At 38.6% G+C, this 23376-nt stretch carries 21 protein-coding genes and 1 pseudogene; 16 read left to right on the top strand and 6 right to left on the bottom strand.

Annotation, left to right across the window (positions count from 1 at the left end; translation table 11 throughout):
- The first annotated feature begins 25 nt into the window (after positions 1-25).
- The gene (locus tag I6F41_RS14500; RefSeq protein ID WP_197108677.1) at positions 26-3208 is read left to right on the top strand and encodes an amidohydrolase family protein; all 3183 of its coding nucleotides are present in this window, start codon (positions 26-28) and stop codon (positions 3206-3208) included.
- A gap of 127 nt (positions 3209-3335) precedes the next feature.
- Here the strand turns inward: I6F41_RS14500 and I6F41_RS14505 are convergent, their stop codons facing one another.
- On the bottom strand, positions 3336-3677 hold the full coding sequence (locus tag I6F41_RS14505) for a hypothetical protein (protein ID WP_011327857.1): 342 nt from the start codon (positions 3675-3677) through the stop codon (positions 3336-3338).
- Positions 3678-3827: 150 nt separating this feature from the next.
- On the opposite strand from I6F41_RS14505, the gene I6F41_RS14510 reads away from it, so the two are divergent.
- The 4 genes and pseudogenes from I6F41_RS14510 (at position 3828) to I6F41_RS14520 (ending at position 7011) form a co-directional block, all read left to right on the top strand.
- A complete protein-coding gene (locus tag I6F41_RS14510) occupies positions 3828-4580 on the top strand; it encodes a Nif3-like dinuclear metal center hexameric protein (protein ID WP_011327858.1) in 753 nt (250 codons plus the stop codon).
- A gap of 309 nt (positions 4581-4889) precedes the next feature.
- On the top strand, positions 4890-5213 hold the full coding sequence (locus I6F41_RS14515) for a YnfA family protein (RefSeq protein WP_011327860.1): 324 nt from the start codon (positions 4890-4892) through the stop codon (positions 5211-5213).
- Between the two features lie 107 nt (positions 5214-5320).
- Positions 5321-5723: pseudogene (locus I6F41_RS18060) on the top strand (VOC family protein).
- Positions 5724-5829: 106 nt separating this feature from the next.
- Positions 5830-7011: an MFS transporter gene (locus I6F41_RS14520; RefSeq protein ID WP_197108679.1), complete on the top strand. Its 1182-nt coding sequence runs from the start codon at positions 5830-5832 to the stop codon at positions 7009-7011.
- 409 nt (positions 7012-7420) lie between these two features.
- Here the strand turns inward: I6F41_RS14520 and I6F41_RS14525 are convergent, their stop codons facing one another.
- Positions 7421-8185 (bottom strand): YdcF family protein, encoded by a 765-nt coding sequence (locus I6F41_RS14525; RefSeq protein WP_197108681.1) that lies wholly within the window; start codon positions 8183-8185, stop codon positions 7421-7423.
- Between the two features lie 53 nt (positions 8186-8238).
- Positions 8239-9126 (bottom strand): LysR family transcriptional regulator, encoded by an 888-nt coding sequence (locus I6F41_RS14530; RefSeq protein WP_011327866.1) that lies wholly within the window; start codon positions 9124-9126, stop codon positions 8239-8241.
- A gap of 378 nt (positions 9127-9504) precedes the next feature.
- On the opposite strand from I6F41_RS14530, the gene I6F41_RS18065 reads away from it, so the two are divergent.
- The gene (locus I6F41_RS18065) at positions 9505-9570 is read left to right on the top strand and encodes a hypothetical protein (protein ID WP_231613568.1); all 66 of its coding nucleotides are present in this window, start codon (positions 9505-9507) and stop codon (positions 9568-9570) included.
- Positions 9571-9694: 124 nt separating this feature from the next.
- Here I6F41_RS18065 and I6F41_RS14540 read toward each other — a convergent pair whose 3' ends face one another.
- Positions 9695-12064, bottom strand: a complete 2370-nt coding sequence (locus I6F41_RS14540) for a GGDEF domain-containing protein (RefSeq protein WP_182683243.1) — start codon at positions 12062-12064, stop codon at positions 9695-9697.
- Positions 12065-12270: 206 nt separating this feature from the next.
- On the opposite strand from I6F41_RS14540, the gene pyrC reads away from it, so the two are divergent.
- The 9 genes from pyrC (at position 12271) to I6F41_RS14585 (ending at position 21544) form a co-directional block, all read left to right on the top strand.
- Positions 12271-13323, top strand: coding sequence for a dihydroorotase (gene pyrC, locus I6F41_RS14545; protein WP_086993324.1), 1053 nt, complete (start codon positions 12271-12273; stop codon positions 13321-13323).
- Between the two features lie 493 nt (positions 13324-13816).
- Positions 13817-14020, top strand: coding sequence for a cold-shock protein (locus I6F41_RS14550; protein ID WP_002961702.1), 204 nt, complete (start codon positions 13817-13819; stop codon positions 14018-14020).
- A gap of 1445 nt (positions 14021-15465) precedes the next feature.
- Positions 15466-16236, top strand: coding sequence for a DUF3450 domain-containing protein (locus tag I6F41_RS14555; RefSeq protein ID WP_011327871.1), 771 nt, complete (start codon positions 15466-15468; stop codon positions 16234-16236).
- Between the two features lie 6 nt (positions 16237-16242).
- Positions 16243-17607: a MotA/TolQ/ExbB proton channel family protein gene (locus I6F41_RS14560; RefSeq protein ID WP_011327872.1), complete on the top strand. Its 1365-nt coding sequence runs from the start codon at positions 16243-16245 to the stop codon at positions 17605-17607.
- Positions 17607-18131: a MotA/TolQ/ExbB proton channel family protein gene (locus I6F41_RS14565; protein ID WP_011327873.1), complete on the top strand. Its 525-nt coding sequence runs from the start codon at positions 17607-17609 to the stop codon at positions 18129-18131. The genes I6F41_RS14560 and I6F41_RS14565 overlap by 1 nt, the downstream gene beginning before the upstream one ends.
- A 14-nt stretch (positions 18132-18145) precedes the next feature.
- The gene (locus tag I6F41_RS14570) at positions 18146-18550 is read left to right on the top strand and encodes an ExbD/TolR family protein (RefSeq protein WP_007583867.1); all 405 of its coding nucleotides are present in this window, start codon (positions 18146-18148) and stop codon (positions 18548-18550) included.
- Positions 18550-19167 carry an energy transducer TonB gene (locus I6F41_RS14575; protein WP_011327875.1) on the top strand — a complete coding sequence of 206 codons (618 nt, stop codon included), beginning with the start codon at positions 18550-18552 and terminating at the stop codon, positions 19165-19167. The genes I6F41_RS14570 and I6F41_RS14575 overlap by 1 nt, the downstream gene beginning before the upstream one ends.
- Positions 19168-19178: 11 nt before the next feature.
- Complete coding sequence (locus tag I6F41_RS14580) at positions 19179-20438, top strand: tetratricopeptide repeat protein (RefSeq protein ID WP_011327876.1); 1260 nt, start codon at positions 19179-19181, stop codon at positions 20436-20438.
- Positions 20439-20500: 62 nt separating this feature from the next.
- Positions 20501-21544, top strand: a complete 1044-nt coding sequence (locus I6F41_RS14585) for a hypothetical protein (RefSeq protein ID WP_197108683.1) — start codon at positions 20501-20503, stop codon at positions 21542-21544.
- A 35-nt stretch (positions 21545-21579) separates the two neighbouring features.
- Here the strand turns inward: I6F41_RS14585 and I6F41_RS14590 are convergent, their stop codons facing one another.
- Positions 21580-21906: a conjugal transfer protein TraR gene (locus I6F41_RS14590; protein WP_089368028.1), complete on the bottom strand. Its 327-nt coding sequence runs from the start codon at positions 21904-21906 to the stop codon at positions 21580-21582.
- Positions 21907-21966: 60 nt separating this feature from the next.
- Entirely contained in the window at positions 21967-22947 is a 981-nt protein-coding gene (locus tag I6F41_RS14595) for a tRNA-dihydrouridine synthase (RefSeq protein WP_182678485.1), read from the bottom strand.
- A 217-nt stretch (positions 22948-23164) separates the two neighbouring features.
- Here I6F41_RS14595 and I6F41_RS14600 point away from each other — a divergent pair.
- Positions 23165-23376 (top strand): HvfA family oxazolone/thioamide-modified RiPP metallophore (locus I6F41_RS14600; RefSeq protein WP_442960630.1); only part of this gene is annotated, 212 nt, incomplete at its 3' end.

Raw genomic sequence — 23376 nt, forward strand, 5'->3', positions numbered from 1 at the left:
AGCAACAATAATAAGTGAGAATTGCATGAAAAAAATGCTGCAAACGGTGCTAGCTTTATCTGTGTCATTGGCACTAGGCAACGCACAAGCCCAACAAGACGATGAGCCAAAATGGCAAGTAGATTCACCTAAAGGGCAATTTGTAGATGCCACCATTAGTGTTGATCAAGGCACATGGATGAACCTAGATATTAGCCCTGATGGTAAAACACTGGTGTTTGATTTACTTGGCGATATTTATACTATGCCAATAAGTGGCGGCAATGCCACACAACTTACCTCAGATATTGCATGGCAAATGCAACCGCGCTTTAGCCCAAATGGTAAACACATTGCTTTTACCTCAGATCAAGGTGGCGGCGATAATATTTGGATTATGGATTTAAACGGCGAAAACCAAAGTGCAGTAACCGACGAAACCTTTCGCTTATTAAACAGCCCTGCATGGAGTCCTGATGGCGACTACCTAGTTGCACGTAAACACTTTACCGCAAGTCGCTCATTAGGGGCAGGCGAAGTATGGCTTTATCATAAAGCGGGTGGTAAAGGAGTACAGCTTACCAAGCGAGCTGACGATCAAAAAGATTTGGGTGAGCCGATGTTTTCGCCCGATGGTCGTTATGTGTACTTTTCGCATGATGCAACACCAGGTAAAACCTTTCACTATTCAAAAGACTCTGTGGCGGGAATTTATAAAATAAAACGTTACGACCGTGAAACCGGCGAAATTGAAACGGTGATTAGTGGCATGGGTGGCGCAATAAGACCAACCCCCTCACCCGATGGTAAAAAGCTTGCTTATATAAAGCGTGACGACTTTCAAACTAGCCTGTACTTATACGACTTAACTAGCGGTGAGCACACTAAACTGTACGATAAGTTAGAACGCGATATGCAAGAAACTTGGGCTATTCATGGTGTTTACCCCACGATTGCTTGGACGCCAGATAATCAACAACTGGTATTTTGGGCTGGTGGCACAATACATAAACTCGATGTTAGCGATAAATCGGTAGAAACCATTGTTTTTAAAGTACAAACCACTAAAAAAATTCAAAAAGCAGTGCGTTTTACTCAAAACCTCGATACTGATGAGTTTGATGTAAAAATGCTGCGTAACGTACAAATTAGCCCCGATGGTGAAACGGCTATTTTTGAAGCGTTAGGACACATTTATAAACGTGATTTAGAATCAGGTAAAATTAAGCGTTTAACCAAACAAACCGATCATTACGAGTTATTTGCGCAATACTCGCGCGATGGCAAAAAAATAGTGTACACCACGTGGGACGATAACGAGCAAGGTCAAGTACGTGTGGTTTCTGCGAGCAGTGGCCGTGGTGACACCATAACTGAGCAACCGGGTAAGTACGTTGAGCCTACCTTTAGCCCAGACGGTAAAACAGTGGTTTATCGCAAAGCCACCGGTGGCAGTATTTTAAACCCTAAGTGGTCACTAAACCCAGGAGTTTACAGCGTAAGTACTAAAGGCGGCAAAAGTGAGTTAATTTCAAAAAATGGCTATCAGCCACAGTTTGGCGCAGCTAACGATCGAGTGTACATCATGAGCCCGTGGCCAAAACCAACGCTGAGTGTAGTAGAGCTTGATACTAAAAAAGTGCGTAAGCTTTACGAATCTGAGCATGCCACCGAGTTTAGAGTATCGCCAGATGGCCAATATCTTGCGTTTGCTGAGCGCTTTAAAGTATTTGTAACACCGTTTGTAGAAAGCGGTAAAACGCTTAATATTAGCCCTACAGACAACCAATTTCCTATTGAGCAGTTATCTGTTCGTGCGGGAGAAAATATTAGCTGGAGCGCTAATAGCAATAAACTGTATTGGACTTTAGGTCCTGAGCTTTATCATGCCAGCCTTGAGGGTATGTTTGCTATTAATAAAGCTGACGATAAAGACTTTAAAGTAAAAAATGGCGATAACATTAGTTTTAGTAAAAAAATGGCTGAGCCAAAGGGCATGATAGCTCTAACGGGCGCTAAAATTATTACTATGGATGGCGAAAAAGTTATTGAAAATGGTGTGATTATCACCGATGGTAAGCATATAAAAGCCATTGGTACAGCCGCTGAAGTAAGCATTCCCAAAGGTGCTAAAGTAGTTGATGTAACGGGCAAAACGATTATGCCAGGGATAGTCGACGCCCACGCACATGGCTCGCAAGCAAGTGATGAAATTATTCCACAACAAAACTGGAAAAACTTTGCAGGGCTTGCATTAGGTGTAACTACAATTCACGACCCATCAAACGACACCTCTGAAATATTCACCGCCAGTGAAATGCAAAAAGCAGGCATGATAGTTGGCCCACGTATATTCTCTACCGGTACTATTTTGTATGGTGCCAATATGCCAGGGTATACCTCGCATATTGACTCGTTAGATGATGCTAAATTTCATTTAGAGCGTTTAAAAAAGGTTGGCGCGTTTAGTGTTAAATCGTACAACCAACCACGTCGCGAGCAACGCCAGCAAGTAATAGAAGCGGGGCGTGAACTGCAAATGATGGTAGTACCCGAAGGTGGCTCATTACTACAACATAACCTAAGTATGATAGTAGATGGGCATACAGGCATTGAGCATTCAATTCCGGTAGAGCATATTTACGACGATATAAAACAGCTGTGGTCACAAAGTGACGTAGGTTATACACCAACGCTTGTTGTAGCCTATGGCGGTATTTGGGGCGAAAATTACTGGTACGATAAAACGGATGTGTGGAATCACCCACGGTTAAGTAAATTTGTGCCTAAAAACCAATTATTACCGCGCTCAATGCGCCGCGTTAAAGCACCCGAGCATCACTATAACCATTTTAACAATGCCCGCGTAGCTGCTGAGCTGCAAGACCTAGGTGTACTAGTTAACTTAGGAGCGCATGGCCAACGTGAAGGTTTAGGTGCGCATTGGGAAATGTGGATGTTTGCCCAAGGTGGCATGACCCCACTTGAAGCAATTAGAGCCTCTACACTCGATCCAGCTAAGTACTTAGGGCTAGATAAAAACGTCGGATCGCTAGAAGTAGGTAAACTTGCTGATTTAATGGTAATTGATGGCGATCCGCTAAGTAATATCCGCGACTCAGACAAAATTGACTACACCATGATCAACGGCCGCTTATTTAATGCCGCAACTATGATTGAAGTGGGTAAAAAACAGCGTAAACCACTTTATTTTGAAAACAACAAATAACATTTAAAGTTAGAGTTTAAATAACGTTAACGCATTTAAAAGCGGCTAACTTAGTGTTAAGTTAGCCGCTTTTTTTAGGCATAAAAAAACCGCTTAACGCGGTTTATTTTAAAATCACATTAGGATGTTAAACAACACCGCGCGGTAAACGGCAATCGTGCTCTTTACGCGCTAATTCTACAATCCAAAACTCTTCAGCTGTATAACCGTCTTCATTTTCGGTAACAACAGTAAATGGTGCTTTTTTCTGTGCTTTAGCAGGCGCAGCCACTTTAGTTTTTTTCGTTTTAGCAGTTTTGCCAGAAGTTAACTTTTTAGTTAACTCTGCTACATCAGCTAGGCGTAAATTTTTGCCGCCATCGATGCTGTACCAGCCTGGTTTTGTAGTGATTTCAGGTTTTTTACCGTTGGCAGCTTCATACGCTGATTCAAAGGCAGATAACACTGCTGTTTTGTCTAGTTTGCTCATTAGAGACCCTATACGTTGTTAACACAGATAAAGAAGTCCTATTTATACCTATTTTAAAAGTGTTTTTCAATTTTTTGCGATTTTCCTTCCATTTTAGCTCATAAACAGCCAAAATTTGCACAAAATTCAGTGTTAAGTAAGGTAGCTTGTATGCAACGTCGAGAATTTAACCAGCTGTTAAATGACATTTTAAAACCCCACACAATTAATGATTTTTGCCCAAATGGCCTACAAATTGAAGGCAAAAATGAAATTAAAACCATAATTACTGGTGTTACTGCAAGCCAAGCACTGATTGATGCTGCAATAGAAAAAAATGCTGATGCAATATTAGTGCACCATGGTTATTTTTGGAAAGGCGAATCGCAACCAATTACAGGTATGAAAAAACGCCGCATTGGTGCGTTATTAGCAAATGACATTAACTTATTTGCTTATCATTTACCGCTCGATATACATCCGGTACTTGGTAATAACGCACAATTAGCACTGTTGCTAGATATTGAAATTGAAGCGGGTTTAGAGCCTGTTGCAAACAGCGTAGCAATGAAAGGGCGTTTAAAAACACCGTTAACGGGTGAAGAGTTTGCCAATAAAATAGCTCAAGTGTTAAACAGATCACCACTGAGCAGTTTAGTACGAACCGATAAAATAGAGACAATTGGGTTATGCACCGGTGGCGGGCAAGGTTACATTGACCTAGCTGCAGAGCAAGGCCTTGACGCCTACTTAACTGGCGAAGCCTCGGAGCAAACTATTCATAGCTCGCGCGAGCAAAATATTGATTTTTTTGCCGCAGGGCACCACGCCACAGAGCGCTACGGCATTAAAGCATTAGGTGAGCTACTCGCTCAAGAGCATGGTTTTGACGTCACATTTATTGACATAGATAACCCAGTATAAATAGTTAAAAATGCAATAAATATAAAATCATCATTAGCTCTCATGGCTTTGGTAAACAATACAAAAAACCATATTAATACATGTGTTAGTGAAGGTTGCGGCTGGGTGGTTTTTACTAAATACAAAGTGACAGGTAAAGCTTAAGCTATAAATCTTAAGCTACTAACCTATGAGGCTATTTTATATTTATGAGCTGCTTTAGATTTAAGTCGTGATCGCGTTTTTGAGGAATGCTTGAAGCCGTTTTTCTATAACTAGAAACTTCAGAGCCTCGAATATAAGTAATGAGAGGAGTCACTTTTGAGCGAAATGAAAATATTTGGTCTTTTTTTAATTACGGCTTTGGCAGAAATTATTGGCTGTTATTTACCATACCTTTGGTTGCGTGAGGGGAAATCGGTTTGGTTACTGGTTCCTGCAGCCCTCAGCCTGGCTATATTTGCTTGGTTATTGTCGTTGCATCCAGCCGCTGCAGGTAGGGTTTATGCTGCTTATGGTGGCGTGTATATTTTCATGGCTATTTTGTGGTTGTGGGCTGTTGATGGTATTCGTCCAACTACATGGGATCTTGTGGGGTCTGGTGTAGCACTTGTAGGTATGGCTATAATAATGTTTGCTCCACGTAGCGTATAACAATAGTATCAGAGGTGGTAGTTTCCATCACGGAAAATAAAAAACACCTATTTTAAGGTTTGTAATTGCAGCGTAGTTAGTAAAGCTGCACATATCCGGAAATTACCATGTCTAAATCAGTTCAACCGCACATTAAAATGTAGCTCTAATCGTTAAAAACTACGATGATGCTATCGCGTTGTATACTAAAAAACTTCAATTTACATTCCTCGAAGATACTGATTTAGGTGGCGGGAAGGGCTGAGTTTAGGTTTATCTTCCCTATTCTAATGGTACGAATTTACTAGGAGCACAAACGAGCAGACACAAGCTGTTGGTAACCAAACCGGTGGACGTGTTTTCTTACTTTTACAGATCAACGATTTCTGGTGAGACTATGAGCTAATGAAAGCAAATGATGTTGTATTTAATGAAGAGCCATGAGTTGAAGAGTATGGCACAGTAGTGTTTTTTCAAGACCTATATAGTAATAAATGGGATTTACTGCAACTCAACAGCACAACCAAATAGTATGCACTTAACAATAGACTATAGGAACAACATCTGTTTTCACCACATACTTAATCTGGCAGCATCTAAGCCAATAAATTTAAAAAATTAAGAACCGATAAAAATTATGAGCACTGAAAATATTTCTCAAAAAACCGCTAGCTTATTCCCATGGCTGATTATGATCTTGATGTCGTCAGTGACCTTTGTAGGGATATTATCGGAGCTGATGCCCTCAGGTGTTATGCCTTTAATGATGGCCGATCTCAATATTAGTGAGATGCAAACAGGTAATTTGGTGGGCTACTACGCCATTGCTTCAGCGATATTTGCAATTCCGCTCATATCAATGACGATGCAATTTAATCGCAAGCACTTACTGCTGATTTTGTTGAGTGGCTTTGCCGTTTCAAACATTGTGGTTGGGCTGATTGATAATTATAACGTTATTATTTTTCTTAGAATTATCGGAGGCATTTGTGCAGGTGTGATGTGGCCAATGATTGCAGCTTACGGTATGCGACTGGTAGATGAGGAACATCATGGCAAGTCTATTGCGGTTATTATGGCAGGCACCACGCTGGGAATTAGTCTTGGTATGCCCATAATGACCACTATTGGCAATGAATATGGTTGGCGAAGTGAGTTTATTGGCTTTGGGCTGGTTATTATTGCTATTGCCATTATTAGCTTTTTTGCTTTGCCTTCTGCGCCCGGTGAAAAGCTGAGCAAAAGCTCCTCACCTTTTGCGGTATTAACAAATCCAGCTGTACTAGTTATTCTTGTGCTTACCTTGCTTGGTGTAACCGCACATTATGGTGCCTATGTTTACATTACAAGCCTGGTTGAGGAAATTGGTTTAGCTGGTGGGATTGAAAGTGCTTTATTGTTTTTTGGTATAGGTTCGATGATTTCTGTTTTTTTAGCTATAAAACTTATCGATAAATACCTGCGGCTATTAACAATAACCATGTTTGCATTACTTATTGTTTCTATGCTCACATTACTAATGTTTGGCAAAGTAAAAGGTGTAGGGCATTTTGCTTTTTTTATCTGGGGTCTTTCATTTGGTCCCTTAGTCACTTTAATGCAGGCCGCCGTTAGCAGGCAGGTAAAAAATGCTAAAGATGTTGCTACTTCAGTTCAGTCCTCGGTATTTAATTTATCCGTTATGATCGCATCTTCTGTTGCTGGGCTGCTGCTGGGGATTTATTCACCTATGAGCTTGGTGTACTTTGCCGTTGCTTTATCTATTCCGGGTATTATTATCTCATTTTTTGCGAAAAAAACTTTAAGTAAAGTGTTTTAGAAAAACTTATTGATACTAAGAAAATAAAATCTATACAGTTAAAGTGAAGTGGCCAATTGAAAGGTAGTGTAGCTAATATTACTCCCTCTAGTGCCGGATGATGATGGTTATAGTTATAGCTTGTTCATGTAGTAAAATGGCCTAAAGTGAGCTCCCTATGTATCTGCTTTAGCATTTGGAATTTGACTCTAAGCGCGATGGAAAGTCACTGCTTGTTGCTTAACAAAGTAATCAAAGCTGTCTTTGGTAAGTGCACTAACACGTGTAACTTTGTGGGATGTTATGTGGCGCATTGGCAAAATGTACGACACACGTTATTGGCAAAAGAGTTATAAATTAATAAAACCGGACACTTATTTAAGAAATCCGGTTTAATACACTTTTTGTAATTTACTGCGTTGAACTTACGTTAAAGTGCTTCTGGGTCTATCCAACGGCGCATGCTGATCCACGCTTTACCCACTACCTCATGGCTGTATTGTGTTACTACATGCAAAGCTTGGGCATTTGGTACGAGTTGTTTGTGCCAAGGTAATACAGCAAAGTTATGATAGTCAGTTGCCGCTGTTATTACCTCAACACCTTGGGCGTTAAATAAATCTTTTGCGCGCGGCATATGTAAAACTGAAGTAACCAATGCCACTTTGTAGTCAACTAATGTGGGGGCTAATAATCTTGCTTCGGCTGGGGTATCCATAGCCGCTGGATTTTGCACTAAGCGATTTTTATTAATGCCTAAATTTATTGCTGTGTTATACATTAAGCTACTATTAGTGACTTTTTGGTATCCGCCGCCCGATACAATAAGTTGTGCATTTGGGTAGAGTTTGGCTAGCTTTATGCCTTCGACTAAACGAGTAAGTGCGCAGTTGCCAAGTTGGTTATTAGCACTTAAAGCCGTGTTGGGGTTAATGTCGCAACCGAGTACGACTATTTTGTCAATTTTTGGCTGTTTTAATGAATTAAATGCCAGTGCGGGTGACTCGTTATTTTTTATAATTAGGTTAGCAACCAGCGGTGTGCTGACTAAAAGCAGCGCCGTTAAGCTTATAAAAGATAAAAATAAAGCAGATCTTTTACCTCTAAATGCCAAAAGTAGCATAATAAGGGCAAATAGACCCAATAAAGGCAGTGGCATTAATAAACCACCCAATAATTTTTTAATGGCAAACATAATGAGTAATATAAAAAGCTAAGTTAGCTTTATATTACTCATGTGTAAGATGTTTATCGACCGTTATTTAACTTACAGGTATTTAAAAAGTGACGATAAACAGGGTTGTCTTTCATTTCTTTTTTCATCGCTAAATACATAGGGCGAGTTAAGCCTAATGCTCCTAGCGGAATTGACTTAATTAATCCTTGGCTTTCGTAAGGTGTAACCAGCCAGTCGGGTAATGCAGCCACGCCCATGCCCGCACTAACGAGTTGAAAAATAAGTAATCCCTGGTCAACTGTTTTAAGTGTGCCATCAAAACGGGCATTTTGAATAAAGTGTTTAAAAATATCTTGGCGTTCGCGCGGAATAGGGTAGGAAATAATAGTTTCGTTTTTTAAATCAAGCGCAGTTACATAGGCTTTTTTAGCAAGATCATGGTCGGGGGCAACAATGAGCTTTAATTTAAAGTCGAATAAATGGGCGTATTCTAGCTGGTCGGGTTCGCGTATATCTGAGGTGAGCACTAGGTCAAGTTCATCACTTAATAAATCAGGGATGGCGTCGTAGCTAAAACCGCGTTCGTAATCAATTTTTATATCGGGCCAAAAATTATTAAATTCTTTAATTGTTGGCAATAACCAATGAAAGCACGCATGGCACTCAACACTTAAGCGCATTTGTGAAATAGGCTGGTTTAAACTTTCTTTTAAGCGGCACTTGGTTGCTTCTACTTTTGGTAATATTTCGTGGGCTAATTCAAGTAATAGCATACCTTGGGGGGTAAATCGTACTGGTTGGGTTTTTCTCTCGAACAATTGGCAGTCTAATTTGTTCTCTAAATCTTTGATTTGATGTGATAAAGCCGATTGTGTTAAAAATAACTCACGTGCGGTATTAACCAAAGATCCCGTTTCTTTTAAGGTAGCAATGGTTTTTAAGTGTTTAAGACCAATCATCTTTAAAAATTCTCATGAAAAAGGTGAGTTTAACTCAGAGTAAGCACATATTACGCTTTTACAAAAAACGTTTCAACGTCTAGAAGGCTGTTAATTGTGTTTTATTAGTAACCTCTATGCTTAACATTAAGTTTTTTAATCATGAAAGTCATTTTAAAATAGATTTGATGGATTTTGCATGAGTTTAGCTCATGTTGGGTTTTGGTGTGATTACTAAAAATATTGTAGGCGAGCATGGATTTATTACAAAGGTTTGAAATGTTGATTACCCGAATGACACTGACCAAGTGTATTAGGATATTAATACAGCTAAGATGCCCAGTATTGCATGGATAAAAAGCAATTATTCACAAAGCAGCTAAAGCACCGGTTGCGCGTTTGTGGATAAATCCAGATTGTGGTTTAAAACCAGATCATGGGACAAGCACTTACCAACATGGTTAAAACAACCAAAGAGCTGCGTGAAGAGTTAAAGGTTAGATCTACACCTTAAAAATGTAGCTTACGTATATTACTTATATAAAAATAATCGTAAAAATAAGCCAGCAATAATTAGCTGGCTTTTTTATTATAGTGGGGCGTTGATTAGTAAAATAGCTTCTTGGGCTGTTACCGGTTTTGATTTTAAATAGCCTTGCCCGTAATTGCACTGCGTAGTTTGTAAAATAGCGAGTTGCTCAGCAGTTTCAATCCCCTCAGCAACCACTGCAAGATTAAGTGATATTGCTAGCGACAAAATAGCATCAACGAGTGGGTTGGCTGAGTCATGTAAGTGATCAATAAAGCTCTTATCTATTTTTAAAATATGAATAGGTAGCTGATGTAAGTAACCAAGCGCTGAGTAACCTGTACCAAAGTCATCAAGGCAAAGCTTTACTTTTAATGGCGATAAGCCTTCAATTATTTGCGTAGCTAAGTCTAAATTTTCGATTAACCCCGATTCAGTAATTTCTAAACACAAAGATCCCAGCGGGAGCTGATATTTATTATAAATAGCGTGAATTTGTGCCACAAAATCTAAACTGGCAAAGTGACGAGACGATACATTAACGGTGACTTTTAAAAACCGGTGTCCTTGTTGATGCCAAGTGCTAATTTGTTGTGCGGCTAAATCTAATAAATGTAAGTCTAAATTAATTATTTGCCCGGTTTTTTCAGCAATTGGGATAAAGTCATTTGGCGGTACAAACCCTTTACTGGGATGATGCCAACGAACAAGTGCTTCAAAACCGATTACTTCACATGTTGCAATGGTAAATATAGGCTGAAAATACAGCTCAAACTCATTGTGCTCTATACCGTGTTGTAAGTCGTTTTCAATATCGGCATGTGTTTTAAGCTTTTTGCGCATAATATTATTAAATAGCTTAACTTGTCCGCGTCCTGTCGATTTAGCTTCGTACATAGCTGCATCAGCTTGTTGCAATAAAATATAGGCTTTGTCGTTTTCGTTATCACTTAATGCTACGCCAATACTTGTAGATGCTTGTAATAGGTGGCCGTCAATATTAATTGGCTTTGAAAGGGCAAGTTGTATGCGTTTGAGCGCATCCGTTACCTGATTGCGGTGAGTGATGTTTTCCATAAAAATAGCAAACTCATCGCCACCTAAACGTGAAAATGTGTCGGTATTGCGCACCGTGCCTTTAATTAATTGGCATATTTTTATTAAAAAGTGATCACCAACTTCATGACCAAGTGAATCATTAATACTTTTAAAGCGATCAAAATCTAAATAGAGTAAGGCGTGGCTAGTGCCTTTTTTTGCTCTTGCAAGGCGTAAAATAGCATGCTTAATTCGCTCAATAAGTAATGAGCGATTAGCTAGACCAGTGAGGTCATCGTGCAGGGCGCGGTGCTCTAGTTCTTGGCGAGCTAATTGGCGATCAATCGCCATACTTATTTGTCGGCTAACATAGGTCAGCAGCGCATTATCGTGTTGACTGTAATGTAGTGCTTTATCGTAACTTTGCACTACTATAACACCGCTATGGCGATCGTTTACCCTAAATGGGACACCTAACCAAGATTCTGCGCGCCTACCCACCATTTTAAAATGCTGTTGTTCTACATGGTGTAAAAACTCACTATTAGTGAGCAGTAAAGATTGCTCCGTAACTAATAAATAATACGAGGCAGTGTCTTTTAATTGCTCTTTTGAAATTTTTTGATGGCTGTTGGTTTTAATGCCTTCTTCAACAATATAAACAATATCTAACACGTCAATTTGTTTATCGTATAGCGCTATAAAAAAGTTATCGGCAGGGAGTAAACTATTAATAATTAAATGCAGCGATTCAAAAAAAACGTCTAAATTTTTAGCTTTATAAGTTAAGTTTGCAATTTGCAGCAGGCTATTTTCTAACTTTTGGGCATTATTTAATTGTAAAACCGTTGTTTGTAAGCTGTTTACCGTATTAACTTGGTTTATTTTGGCACTTAATAAGTGAGCAACCGTAGTGAGTATTTCGAGGTGCGAGTTAGTAAAGTAATTTTTAATTGGGTGCTCACAATCTATTACCCCTAAAACATGATCTTTGTATATAAGTGGAACACATATTTCAGATTGAGCAGGGCGCTCATCAGCAATATAGCGGCTATCTTTGGTTACATCGCCAATCATGATTGCTTTAGCTGTGGTTGCTACATAGCCGGTGATACCTTCATCAAAGCGGATCACTTTTCTCTGTGCTTGATATTCTTTGCGCTCACTGGCAACGCCCATAGAAGCGGCTTGAATAAGCGTTAAATTGGCAGTATCAGCAAGATAAATAACACAATCAACAAAGCCAAGCCTATTAATCACTTGGGTAGTTACATATTCAAATAGCTCATCAAGCGTATCTAATTGCAGCAAGCTTGAAGAGAACTGATTAATTATACTCAGCTGATCGGTTTTAACTTCGAGCGCTGTAGTGATATCTACTTTGTTAGGCATAGCAAATAATGTAGTTCTTAGTTAAGTATAAATACGGGTACTAATTTAACATGGTATTAACTTTCCTACAAAACAAAATGATAATTGCTTTATGTAAACTGTAAAGTTTAATTGCAGCGCTACAAAGGTTGATTATTTATAATAAGATCTTTACTCGAAAACGTCCTATGCCTATGATCGGATAAATTTAGCTTAGGGACCAACTCATGACCGTTAAAAATACAGACTCTGCAGCAACACTCACTATTACCAGGCCAGATGATTGGCATGTACACTTACGTGATGGTGATCAATTAAAAGACACGGTTCGTGATATTAGCCGTTATATGGGTCGAGCAATTATTATGCCTAATTTAATGCCGCCAGCAACTTGTACAGATACGGCATTAGCATACAGAGAACGTATAATGGCTGCAGGCCCACAAGGCAATTTTGAGCCTTTAATGGTGCTATACCTTACAGATAAAACAACCCCAGATGAAATAATAAAAGCCAAAGCAACTGGCAAAATAGTTGCAGCAAAACTATATCCGGCAGGTGCAACAACAAATTCAGACTCAGGTGTTACCTCAATTAAAAATATTTACCCTGTTTTAGCTGCAATGCAAGACGTAGGCATGCTGCTTTTAATACACGGTGAGGTGACAGATTCGTCTATTGATATTTTTGACCGTGAAAAAATATTTATCGAAACGATTTTAGGTGATGTAGTAACTGACTTTCCTGAGCTAAAAATAGTACTTGAGCATATTACAACCAAAGATGCGGTAGAGTTTGTAACTAATGCGCCGGATAATGTTGCAGCAACAATTACTGCTCATCACTTACTGTACAATCGCAACCATATGCTGGCAGGGGGCATTCGCCCACATTATTACTGTTTACCTATTTTAAAACGTAATATTCACCAACATGCTTTAATGGCTGCTGCAGTAAGTGGTAATAAAAAATTCTTTTTAGGTACTGACTCAGCGCCTCATTATAAAGATAAAAAAGAAGCTGCGTGTGGTTGTGCAGGAGCTTATACCGCACATGCTGCTATTGAGTTATACGCAGAGGCATTTGAAGGCGCTGGTAAACTAGACAAACTGGAAGGCTTTGCAAGCTTTTTTGGACCAGACTTTTATGGCCTTGCACGTAATAAAGATACCATTACTTTAGAAAGAAGCCCGTGGCAAGTGCCTGCAAGTTATACGCTTGGCGACTCACAAGTAGTACCTATAAAGGCAGAGGATACAATTGACTGGCAAGTTAAGTAGCCTGGTTGCTCACAATACCTAAAATTTTTAAAGCCGTTTAGCTTAGCTAAGCGGCTTTTTCATTTTTTAAACGGAGTTTAAAGTTTAGGTAGAATCAGCTGGTAATTTTAGAAAAGCGCTTTAGATTTATTGTTAGATGATTATAGAAAATACTAAAGCGTTTAATAGTATCGCCAGCAAGGTGACAATTACAGGATAAAATCTATATTTATTTGCTTTTAAATTAACCGTTTAAGAAAAAAAATCAGAAACAACGCATTATTGATAAATATTTTCTAATTAATAGAGCGAAATAAAATTTAATGTGCTAATCTTAACTTGCTTTGAGTTTTTGCCTAATGAATTTACGGATGTTGTGCTGCGTTTAAGGTTACCGGTTTGGTTATTACTTCTTCCTGTACTGTACCTCCATATTTTTGAGCATTGATTCAAGGAGGATATTGCCATAATAATATGGCTGAATTTTAATTATTGACTTACAGGAAAATTTAGTATGTCGGTTACTGGTAAAGTAAAGTTTTTCAACGAAGCTAAAGGCTTTGGTTTCATTGAACAAGAAAATGGTCCTGACGTGTTTGTACATTTCAGCGCAATCACTGGTTCTGGTTTTCGCACTCTTAGCGAAGGTCAAGCAGTGACATTCAGCATCAAGCAAGGTCAAAAAGGCCCTGAAGCTGAGAACGTAGAAGCAGCATAATTTATTATGTGAACCTTCGTTCAACGTGGTGAAACAGGCTACTGTTTCACCATAATTTTCTTTTTAAATAATTCACATTCCCGCAAATAAAATCCAAATATTTATCTCCAAATATTAACTTCCAAATATTTTAATTATCACTTATCAGCTTAAACACTCTGTTGTTATGCGTCATTTTAATAATTACAATTTTTAAAAATTCCATTACTCAATAAATAAAATCATTCTTTATGTATTTGCTATTTATAGTTTAAATAACCACAAACACAGCAAATCATGGATTATAAAGTTTAATGGTAATATTATTAAAAAAGATTAAATAGCTTCTTCACTGTGTTGAAAGTAACTTAAAAAGAGTAACTAATTTTTGTTTGTGCGTAGTTAATTTAAATCCCCCTTCGTTATTTACTCCCACTGAATTTAAAGCAGTTTTAATAAAAGGTCGTCAAAGTTATTAAAAGTAACTTGTGTACGCATGTAAGTTGCGTATGTAAGTGCTGCGAGCGAACAAAGGCGCTACAACAGGATATTACAAACTACCAGCCTCATAGTTTAAGGGGGAAGCACTCCTTAGCTTTAATGCTGTGTTAATCAATCCACATCACTTTAAATTAATAAAAAATGATCAGACTATAGAATTAAATCATCACTAGCTGCGTTAAAAGTAATTTTTAGTCACCACACGAGCGTACTAAGTGAAAGTGATGGCAAAGTAATGATTCAGAACAACGAAATATAAAGCCTTGATTAAGAACAAGAGGCTTGCTCGTCATTAAAATAACCCTTTAAATTAAGCATATTAATATTATTGCCTTAGGGGATGTAGTAATTATCAACTACTCTAAAATAAGCCTGCAGATACCGCTTTAGTAGCAAACATTAAAAATAAACATTGTGCTAATAGGGTGGTAATGATTGATATTATTTTTGCATTTTAAAAAATGGATAAGCCATATTTATTGTTTGAATTCTACCTTTATGATTAGTTTTTTATAATGTAATACACAATAGTTATTATGAAGAGGGTTGTAGATTATCTATGGTACAAATGAGTTTTCGTCTATAAAACGCTCAAAATTTGTTAAAGATAAAATAATAGAAGGTTATTTATATTTTTTTTTTAGTCTCTAAATAGTTAATATCAAATGTTATAATAATGTTTATTTTTAAGTTGTTAATTATGAATGTTGTTATTACAAAAGGGTTTCATGAAAGTATTTGCGGTAAAGTGGTTGCAATAATGTTAATGTTATCGGGTTGGTATATTAAATAACTAGTTCATATGCATATTTATTTATAGGTAATGCTAAACATCAAGTTGACATGACTTACTGCATTTAGCATTATTGAAAGGTTGATATCTATTAAAAGATATCAGGGTTGTCTTCCTCTTGTAGGTTGATAATTAAATTATAAAAGTAACATTACTTAATTGGTTGGGAACTATGTCTGTTAAAATCAGAAAGAGTCTTGTAGCAACTGCGTTGGTTGGCGCATTTGCATTTGCAAGCAGCAATGTGATTGCAGATCCTTTGAATGACGTGCAACAAGCAGGTCAGCAAATTCAAAAGGCTGCAGTTAAGTCTCAAACTAAAATTGACAATGTATATGGTCAAACTCAAGAGCTAATAGCTGAGTACCGTAGCATCGTTGATGAGACTGAACTTATGAAAGTGTACAACGATCACGTAGCACGTTTGGTTGATGACCAAAACGCGTCTATTGAATCGTTTGACCGTCAAATAGCAACTATTGATAACACTAAACAAAACGTTGTGCCTCTGATGTATCGCATGATCGATACGCTTGAGCAATTCATCAAAGCGGACGTTCCATTTAATCTTGAAACGCGCTTAGGTCGTGTTGAAAGATTACGTGAAATCATGTCTTCTTCTTCTGTAACAACGTCTGAGAAATTCCGTCAAGTACTTGAAGCTTACACAGTAGAAACATCATACAGCTCAGCTGTAAATGCTTCACAAGGTACGCTTGATGTTGATGGCCGTAGCATTAACGTTGATATCGGTCGTTTAGGTCGTATTACTTATGTTGCACAGTCATTTGACTTAAAACATGCTTGGGTTTGGGATAACAACACTAAACAGTGGAAAGAATTAGGTGAAGAATACCTAAAACCTGTTAAAGAAGTGATCCGTATGGCACGTAAGCAAGCGACACTAGAACTTGTTAAACTACCAATTTTTGGCGCGGAGTAATCAATAATGAAGAAACTATTTAAAGGTTTTGCTGTTGCAGCAGTACTAACTGTTTCTGCAGGTACCGCGCTTAATGCACACGCAAATACGAATGCATTAGATAAAATTCTTGAGCAAGTAAAGCAAGAGCGTATCTCTGAAGGTAAAATCAATAAGCAACGTGAGCAAGAGTTCTTATCAGAACGTGCTGACAAGCAATCATTACTTAATAAAGCGAAAAGCCAATTAGTTGCTGAAAAGTCACGTGGCGATCGTTTAACTAAAGAGTATGCACAAAACGAAAACACGCTAGCTGAGAAAGAGCAAGCACTACAAAATGCTCAAGGTACACTTGGTGAAATGTTTGGTGTTGTACGTCGTGCAGCTCAAGATGCTATCGGTTCTATCGAAGCGTCATTAGTAAGTGCTGAAAAGCCAGGTCGTGCTGAAGTATTACGTTCATTAGCTGCGGCTAAAGAGCTTCCTACAGTTCGTGAGTTAGAAGAGCTTTGGATTTCACTTCAAACTGAAATGACAGAGTCTGCTAAAGTTTCTACTTTTGAAACTGAAGTTGCTGGTCTTGACGGTAACCCGTCAATGAAAAAAGTAACACGTATTGGTAACTTTAACTTAGTTACAGACGACGGTTACTTAATTTATTCACCAGAAACAAAGTCGATTCAACCACTTGGTAAGCAGCCTGATAGCTACATTTTAGACGGTATTGCAGACCTTGAAAAAACATCACCTGACAACTATGCTGGTGTATATGTGGATCCAACACGTGGCGCGATTTTGCGTATTAACACTCAAAAAGCAACACTTATGGAATACTTCCATCAAGGTGGCGTAGTAGGTTACATAATTACTGCGTTGTTAGCTTTAGGTATGTTAATTACTCTAATTCGTTTTGTTGACCTTACGCTTACTACAAGCAAAATTAAGAGCCAACTTAAAAATGTTGCTACACCGAATACAAATAACCCATTGGGTCGTATTCTTAAAGTGTACCATGACAACAAGAATCAAGATGTTGAAAACCTTGAGCTTAAACTTGATGAAGCGATTCTTCGTGAAACGCCACGCATCGAAGCTGGTATCAACATTATCAAGATCCTTGCTGCAATCGCACCATTACTTGGTCTACTAGGTACAGTAATCGGTATGATATTAACGTTCCAAACAATCACATTGTTCGGTACGGGCGATCCGAAGATCATGGCTGGTAATATCTCTCTAGCACTTGTAACTACAGCGCTAGGTCTAATTGCTGCACTACCACTAATTCTACTTCACGCACTTGTAGCTGGTCGTAGTAAGTCGGTATTACACATCCTAGATGAGCAAAGCGCAGGTATCGTTGCGACTCACGCGGAGAAGGAGAAAGCCTAATGCTAGTCCTGATGGAGATATGGGAATCTATCAGGGATTTTGTTGGCACAGGCGGCCAGGTTTTATACGTGGTCGCGATAGCACTCTTTCTGATGTGGGTTTTAATGATTGAGCGCTATTGGTTCTTACTTGCAGAGTTTCCGCGTTTATCGCAAGAAATTATTGCAAAGTGGGATGCCCGCCAAGACACTACGTCTTGGTACGCACACAGAATCCGTGAAGCATGGATTTCTGAAGCGTCTGAAAAATTAGATCAGCGTATGTTGTTGATTAAAACATTAGTAGCTGTTTGTCCTTTAATAGGTTTGTTAGGTACTGTTACGGGTATGATTTCGGTTTTCGAAACCATGGCTAGTCAAGGTACTGGTAATGCACGATTAATGGCATCAGGTATTTCAATGGCAACAATCCCAACAATGGCTGGAATGGTTGCGGCACTATCTGGAGTGTTTTTTAGCTCACGTCTTGAGACAAAAGCTAAAATGGTGAAAGCCAAACTTGTAGATAACATGCCTCATCACTAGAGAGAGAATTAAATATGGCACGTAAACAACGTTTTCGTGAAGAAGAAGAAGCAGCGGTCGATATGACGCCGATGCTTGACATCGTATTTATCATGCTTATTTTCTTTATCGTAACTACATCGTTCGTTAAAGAGGCTGGTATCGAGGTCAATAAACCAAAAGCTGCCCAAGCTACTAAGCAAAAAAATGCTAACATTTTTATTGCTATACGTAGTAACGGCGAAATCTGGGTTGATAAACAACAAATTGATGTTGAACGTATTTCAGCAAAAATTGAAAGTTTATTAGCAGAGCAACCTACCGAAGTTGTGATTATACAAGCTGATAAAGAAGCTAAGCACGGCACGGTAGTTAAAGTGATGGACCAGATTAAAGCGACGGGTGATAACCTAAGAATTTCAATCGCTGGAGATCAGTAATGATTCGTTTTCTGTTTTCACTGATTGCAGGTGGGGCAGTTACTTTCGGCTTGTTCTACTTCATGGCATTCCTCATCTCTGGTGGGGCTGACCGTAATACTGAACAAAAAGAGCAGATCATAGTCGAAATAATGACGAATCCGCCTGAATCTAAGGTGCAGGAAAGAAGGCGTGTTCCGCCTCCTCCTCCTCCACCGCCTAAGCAGCCGCCTAAACCGCAGCCGCCACAGCCGGAAAATAACAACCCTAATCCTGGTGGATTGTCATTTAATATGCCAAGCATCGATGTGGGAAGCACGGCAGGTGGACTAAGTGGTCCGGGTGCATTTGGACGAGATGGTGATGCGACACCTATCGTTCGAATTGAACCAAAATATCCAACGCAAGCAGCACGTGATGGTAGAGAAGGTTGGGTTCAACTTTCGTTCACTATCGATGAGTTAGGTGGCGTGGTTGACGTTGATGTAATTGACGCTGACCCGAAACGTGTCTTTGACCGTGAAGCTAAACGTGCATTGCGCAAGTGGAAGTACCGTCCTAAAATTATTGACGGTAAACCACAAAGACAAGTTGGTTTACAAGTTCAATTAGACTTTAAACTTAACCAAGGCAACTAAGGAGGCGAGTAATGAGAAATTTATCTAAAGTAACTGCTCTTGCAATTCTTATGTCTGTGTCGGGTGCAGCTTTGACTGCACCTGTTTTAGCGGCGCCAAATTACGCAAAAATTGAAGAGCGTAAAAAAGCAAAAACTAAAATCATGGGCGAGCGTACTGGTAAAAAGGTAATTAAAGCGTTTGACTTGTATAATGAAGATGATGTTGATGGTGCACTTGCTTTACTTAAAGAGTTAGATCCGTCTAACGATTTTGACAAAGCAACTGTAAATCGTTACTTAGGTAGTATGTATGCTCAAAAAGAGCAATACAAAACAGCCATTAAGTATATGAAAGCAGCGATTGCACCAGATGTATTAAACTTTGCCGATCAAGCACAGGGTTTAAAAACCTTAGGTGATATGTATGCAGGTACTGAGCAATATAGTGCTGCAAAAAAAGCCTACGCTGATTGGATGGACTTTACAGGTGAAGAAGATCCGAAAGTTTATACTCGTATTGCGCAAGCAAGTTACGAACTTAAACAGTTTAAGGATGTTATAGAACCTGCAGATAAAGCGATTAAGCTTGAAAAAGAGCCAACAAAAGCTCCTTATCAACTTAAGCTAGCTTCATATTTTGAACAAAAGCAGTATCAAAATATGGTTCAAGTTGCAGAAGAAATCGTTCGTGTATGGCCAGATGATAAAAAATCTTGGGTAGGCTTAGGTAAGTATTACTTACAAACTGAAGACTACAAAAAAGGCCTAGCAACTATGGAAGTTGCATACAAAAACGGTTACTTTGAGAACGAAGTTGAATACAAAGTACTAGCTAACTTTTATTCTTTAAACGAAATACCTTATAAAGCAGCATTAACGCTTGAAAAAGGTGTTAAAGAAGAAAAAGTACAACGCACTAAGCAAAATATCAGTGCAATTGCTAGTAACTACCATCGTTCAAAAGATATTGAAAAAGCCGCTAAGTATTACGAAGAAGCTGCAAAATTTGATAACGATGCTGAGCTTTATCGCAAAGCCGGTTCGTTACTTTTACAATCTGAAAACTTTAGCGCTGCAGTTGTTCGTTTGAACAAAGCACTAGAGTTAGGCTCTGATAAAAAGGGCACTATTTATTCAGATTTAGCTGAAGCGTACTACTACCAAGCTAAGTATAAGCAAGCACATGCTGCAATTACTAAAGCTATGGATGACCCTCGCACGCGTAAGTTTGCAAAAGGTTGGGCTACATATATTAAAGATAAAGCCGCTCGCAACGGTGTTAAAATTTAATTTTTAATGTATATTAGCAATTTTTAAAAAGCCCCATTGGGGCTTTTTTTATTGGGATGAACATGAACAAAACGCTTATTTTTTCATTTTTACTTTGTCTATTTTTGGCCTCTTGCTCTAAGCAACCACAGCAGTACACATCGTTTGATGAAGCGCAGCACGCATTAAAATCGCTTAACTTAGCTTTATATCAGCCAAAAAATAGTAAATACGCAGGGCTGCGTGGTGAGCAATTGCCTTTTACAGATGCGTATTTAAAAAAACGCCACGCTATTTATCAAAGCTTAATGCAAATGCAACTAACCAAGCAGCAAACTGAGCAGGTTAACTATCTTGTTATTGCAGAGCGTTTTCCTGAGCGTTACTTTGCCTGGCCAGCACATACAAATGTTTTAGTTAATTTACTTAACTTAGCAAGTTCAGAGAGTGACTATCAAAATATAAGTAATTGGCTTGAATTTGTGCAGCGACAACTAGAAAGTGCGCAATTAAGCAATTTAAAGTTGAATAAAATTGAACACAATTTAATAAAAAATTATGTGCTTAGTGCACTAAGCGATAAAAACATACCCAATAGCTTATTAGCTCAACTTAATATTTTAAAAGATTATTTAGTGCAATATAGCCCCAGAGGAAGTGTCGGGCTATATGGTTTAGCTAATGGCAGTGAGTGGTATCAAAGTAAGCTAAACTATTTTAGTGGTACAGTGCACTCTCCGCTAGAGTGGCTTACTATTATAAATGAGCAGTTAAAAGAGGAAAGTACACAACCAGCCAATCAGGAGGTTAGCCAAATTTATCCACAGTCATTTTTGGTGCAATTTACTAATGGGGATAAAGAGGTACCAGGTTTAGATTGGTTGTCGGGGTTTAGAAACTTACCCGCTATAGCTGAAAACAAATCACTTTTAGCGCAGCAAAAAACGCTAATGTTAGCAATGATGGAAACTGATGTTGGATTGCATATTCATGCGTGGACCTTGCCACAGGCAAAGGTTAACTTAATAAAGCGTTTAAACATTAGCGAAATAGATGCAACAAGATTAGTTAAAAATATAGTGCTTTACCCTGGGCAGGCATTTAGCTTTGCTCAGCAATTACTTTAACTGCTCCAGCGACTTAACGTTGCTCAATGTGCGCTTTATTTAGCGCACTGTTCACAACGTTGTGTAGCTGGATCTAATTCGAGTAATGCTGTGGTTATAGGCTCTTCACAATCACAGCAATAACCGTACTGACCTATCTCAATTTGACTCACAGCAGCCTCTAAAGTGGTCATTCGTTGAATATATTCACCGTATTCGGGACCTAGTTTTTGCGCCGCCAAATCGAGCCACTCTGCATTGACTGTTTGCGTTAATAAAGATAATAAATGCTGATGAGATAGATGCGCTGATTGAGAAAGTAAGTTTAATATAGTTAATTTTACTTCCTCTATTTCATTAATTAACCTTTGCTGATGTTGCATCGTGTATAACCCCTTTATAATTAGCATTGAGCAATAGGGGTATTATCTAGGTAGATTTACTTACGCGTTATGATTTGCATCAAACTGTGGCGCTTTGGCATACTTACTTAGTACCTCTGCGACATCTTCTTTGGCCTTTAACCGGCGGATCTCGTCAAATAATGTTATTGCCTGTGGGTACTGACGCTTTAAGTAGCCTAACCACTGCTTAGTACGCGATGCAAAGTACTTTTCATCTTTAGCCGGGTCGTGATGAATAGCAGAATTTATTAAATGATAAAGAATATGCTCCCACTCGAGCCCTACATAATGTTCATTATTTATATTCGCTTTAATCTTTTTTGCTAAATCGGGATGAGATAACGCACCACGACCAAGCATTAAGTCGGTACAACCACTGCGTTTTTGGCACAACATAGCATCAGCTACTTGCCATATTTCGCCATTGGCCACAACCGCAATATCTTTATCTTTAATTAAAGGTGGGATCTTTTCCCAATAAGCAGGTGGGTTATAGCCATCACGTTTAGTGCGAGCATGAATTGCAATACTACTTGCACCAGCGCTGACAACAGCATCTACTATTTCTTGGCTGTTACTGTCATCATCAAAACCAAGACGAATTTTTGCACTCACTTGATGCTTGCTATCAACGGCGTCTCTTACCGCTTTAATTATTTCATACATGTGCTCGGGATCTTTAAGCAGTACAGCTCCGCCTTTACTTTTATTAACAGTTTTTGCAGGGCAGCCAAAATTTAGGTCTATGCCATGGGAGCCCAAACTAATTGCTTTAACTGCATTTTCTGCAAGCGCACCTGCAACTTGACCTAATAACTGAATGCGTACCGGTGTACCAGCACTAGTGAGGCCATTATTGCTAAGTTCAGGACAGTAACGATAAAAAACTTTATCAGGTAAGCAAGCATCAACAACACGCACAAACTCAGTCACACATAAGTCAAAACCACCTATATTGGTAAGAAGTTGGCGCATTTTGAAGTCAACAACACCTTCCATCGGTGCTAAAACAAGTTTCATAGAAAGATTAATTATGGCTAAATAAAGGGATGTGTAGTGTAACCGTTAATCATAAATTGATAAATCCGTAATTACCGCGCATAGTTACTTTAGCCAAAAAGTTTACAATTAATTAAACTAAAATGAAATTTTTTATTTTTATACAGGTCTACTTAAATACATACTCGTATTTTCCAATTCTTTGGTTATACAATCTTATTAAAAAGAGAGTCATATAATGAATACAATCAAAAAAAGTTCAATCGCGTTAACACTAGGTGCAGTTGTTGTTGGCTCTGCAAGCTTTGTATCTGTGGATGTGCAAGCCAATCCTTTTGAGTTTCAACAAATGGTTACCGGCTATCAAATAGATGCTACCGAAGGTAAGTGTGGCGGCGAAGCAAAAGCTAAAAAAGAAGGCAAATGTGGCGAAGCTAAATGCGGCGCAGA

Source organism: Pseudoalteromonas sp. SCQQ13 (genome assembly GCF_015864415.1).
Classification (GTDB): Bacteria; Pseudomonadota; Gammaproteobacteria; order Enterobacterales; family Alteromonadaceae; genus Pseudoalteromonas; species Pseudoalteromonas nigrifaciens.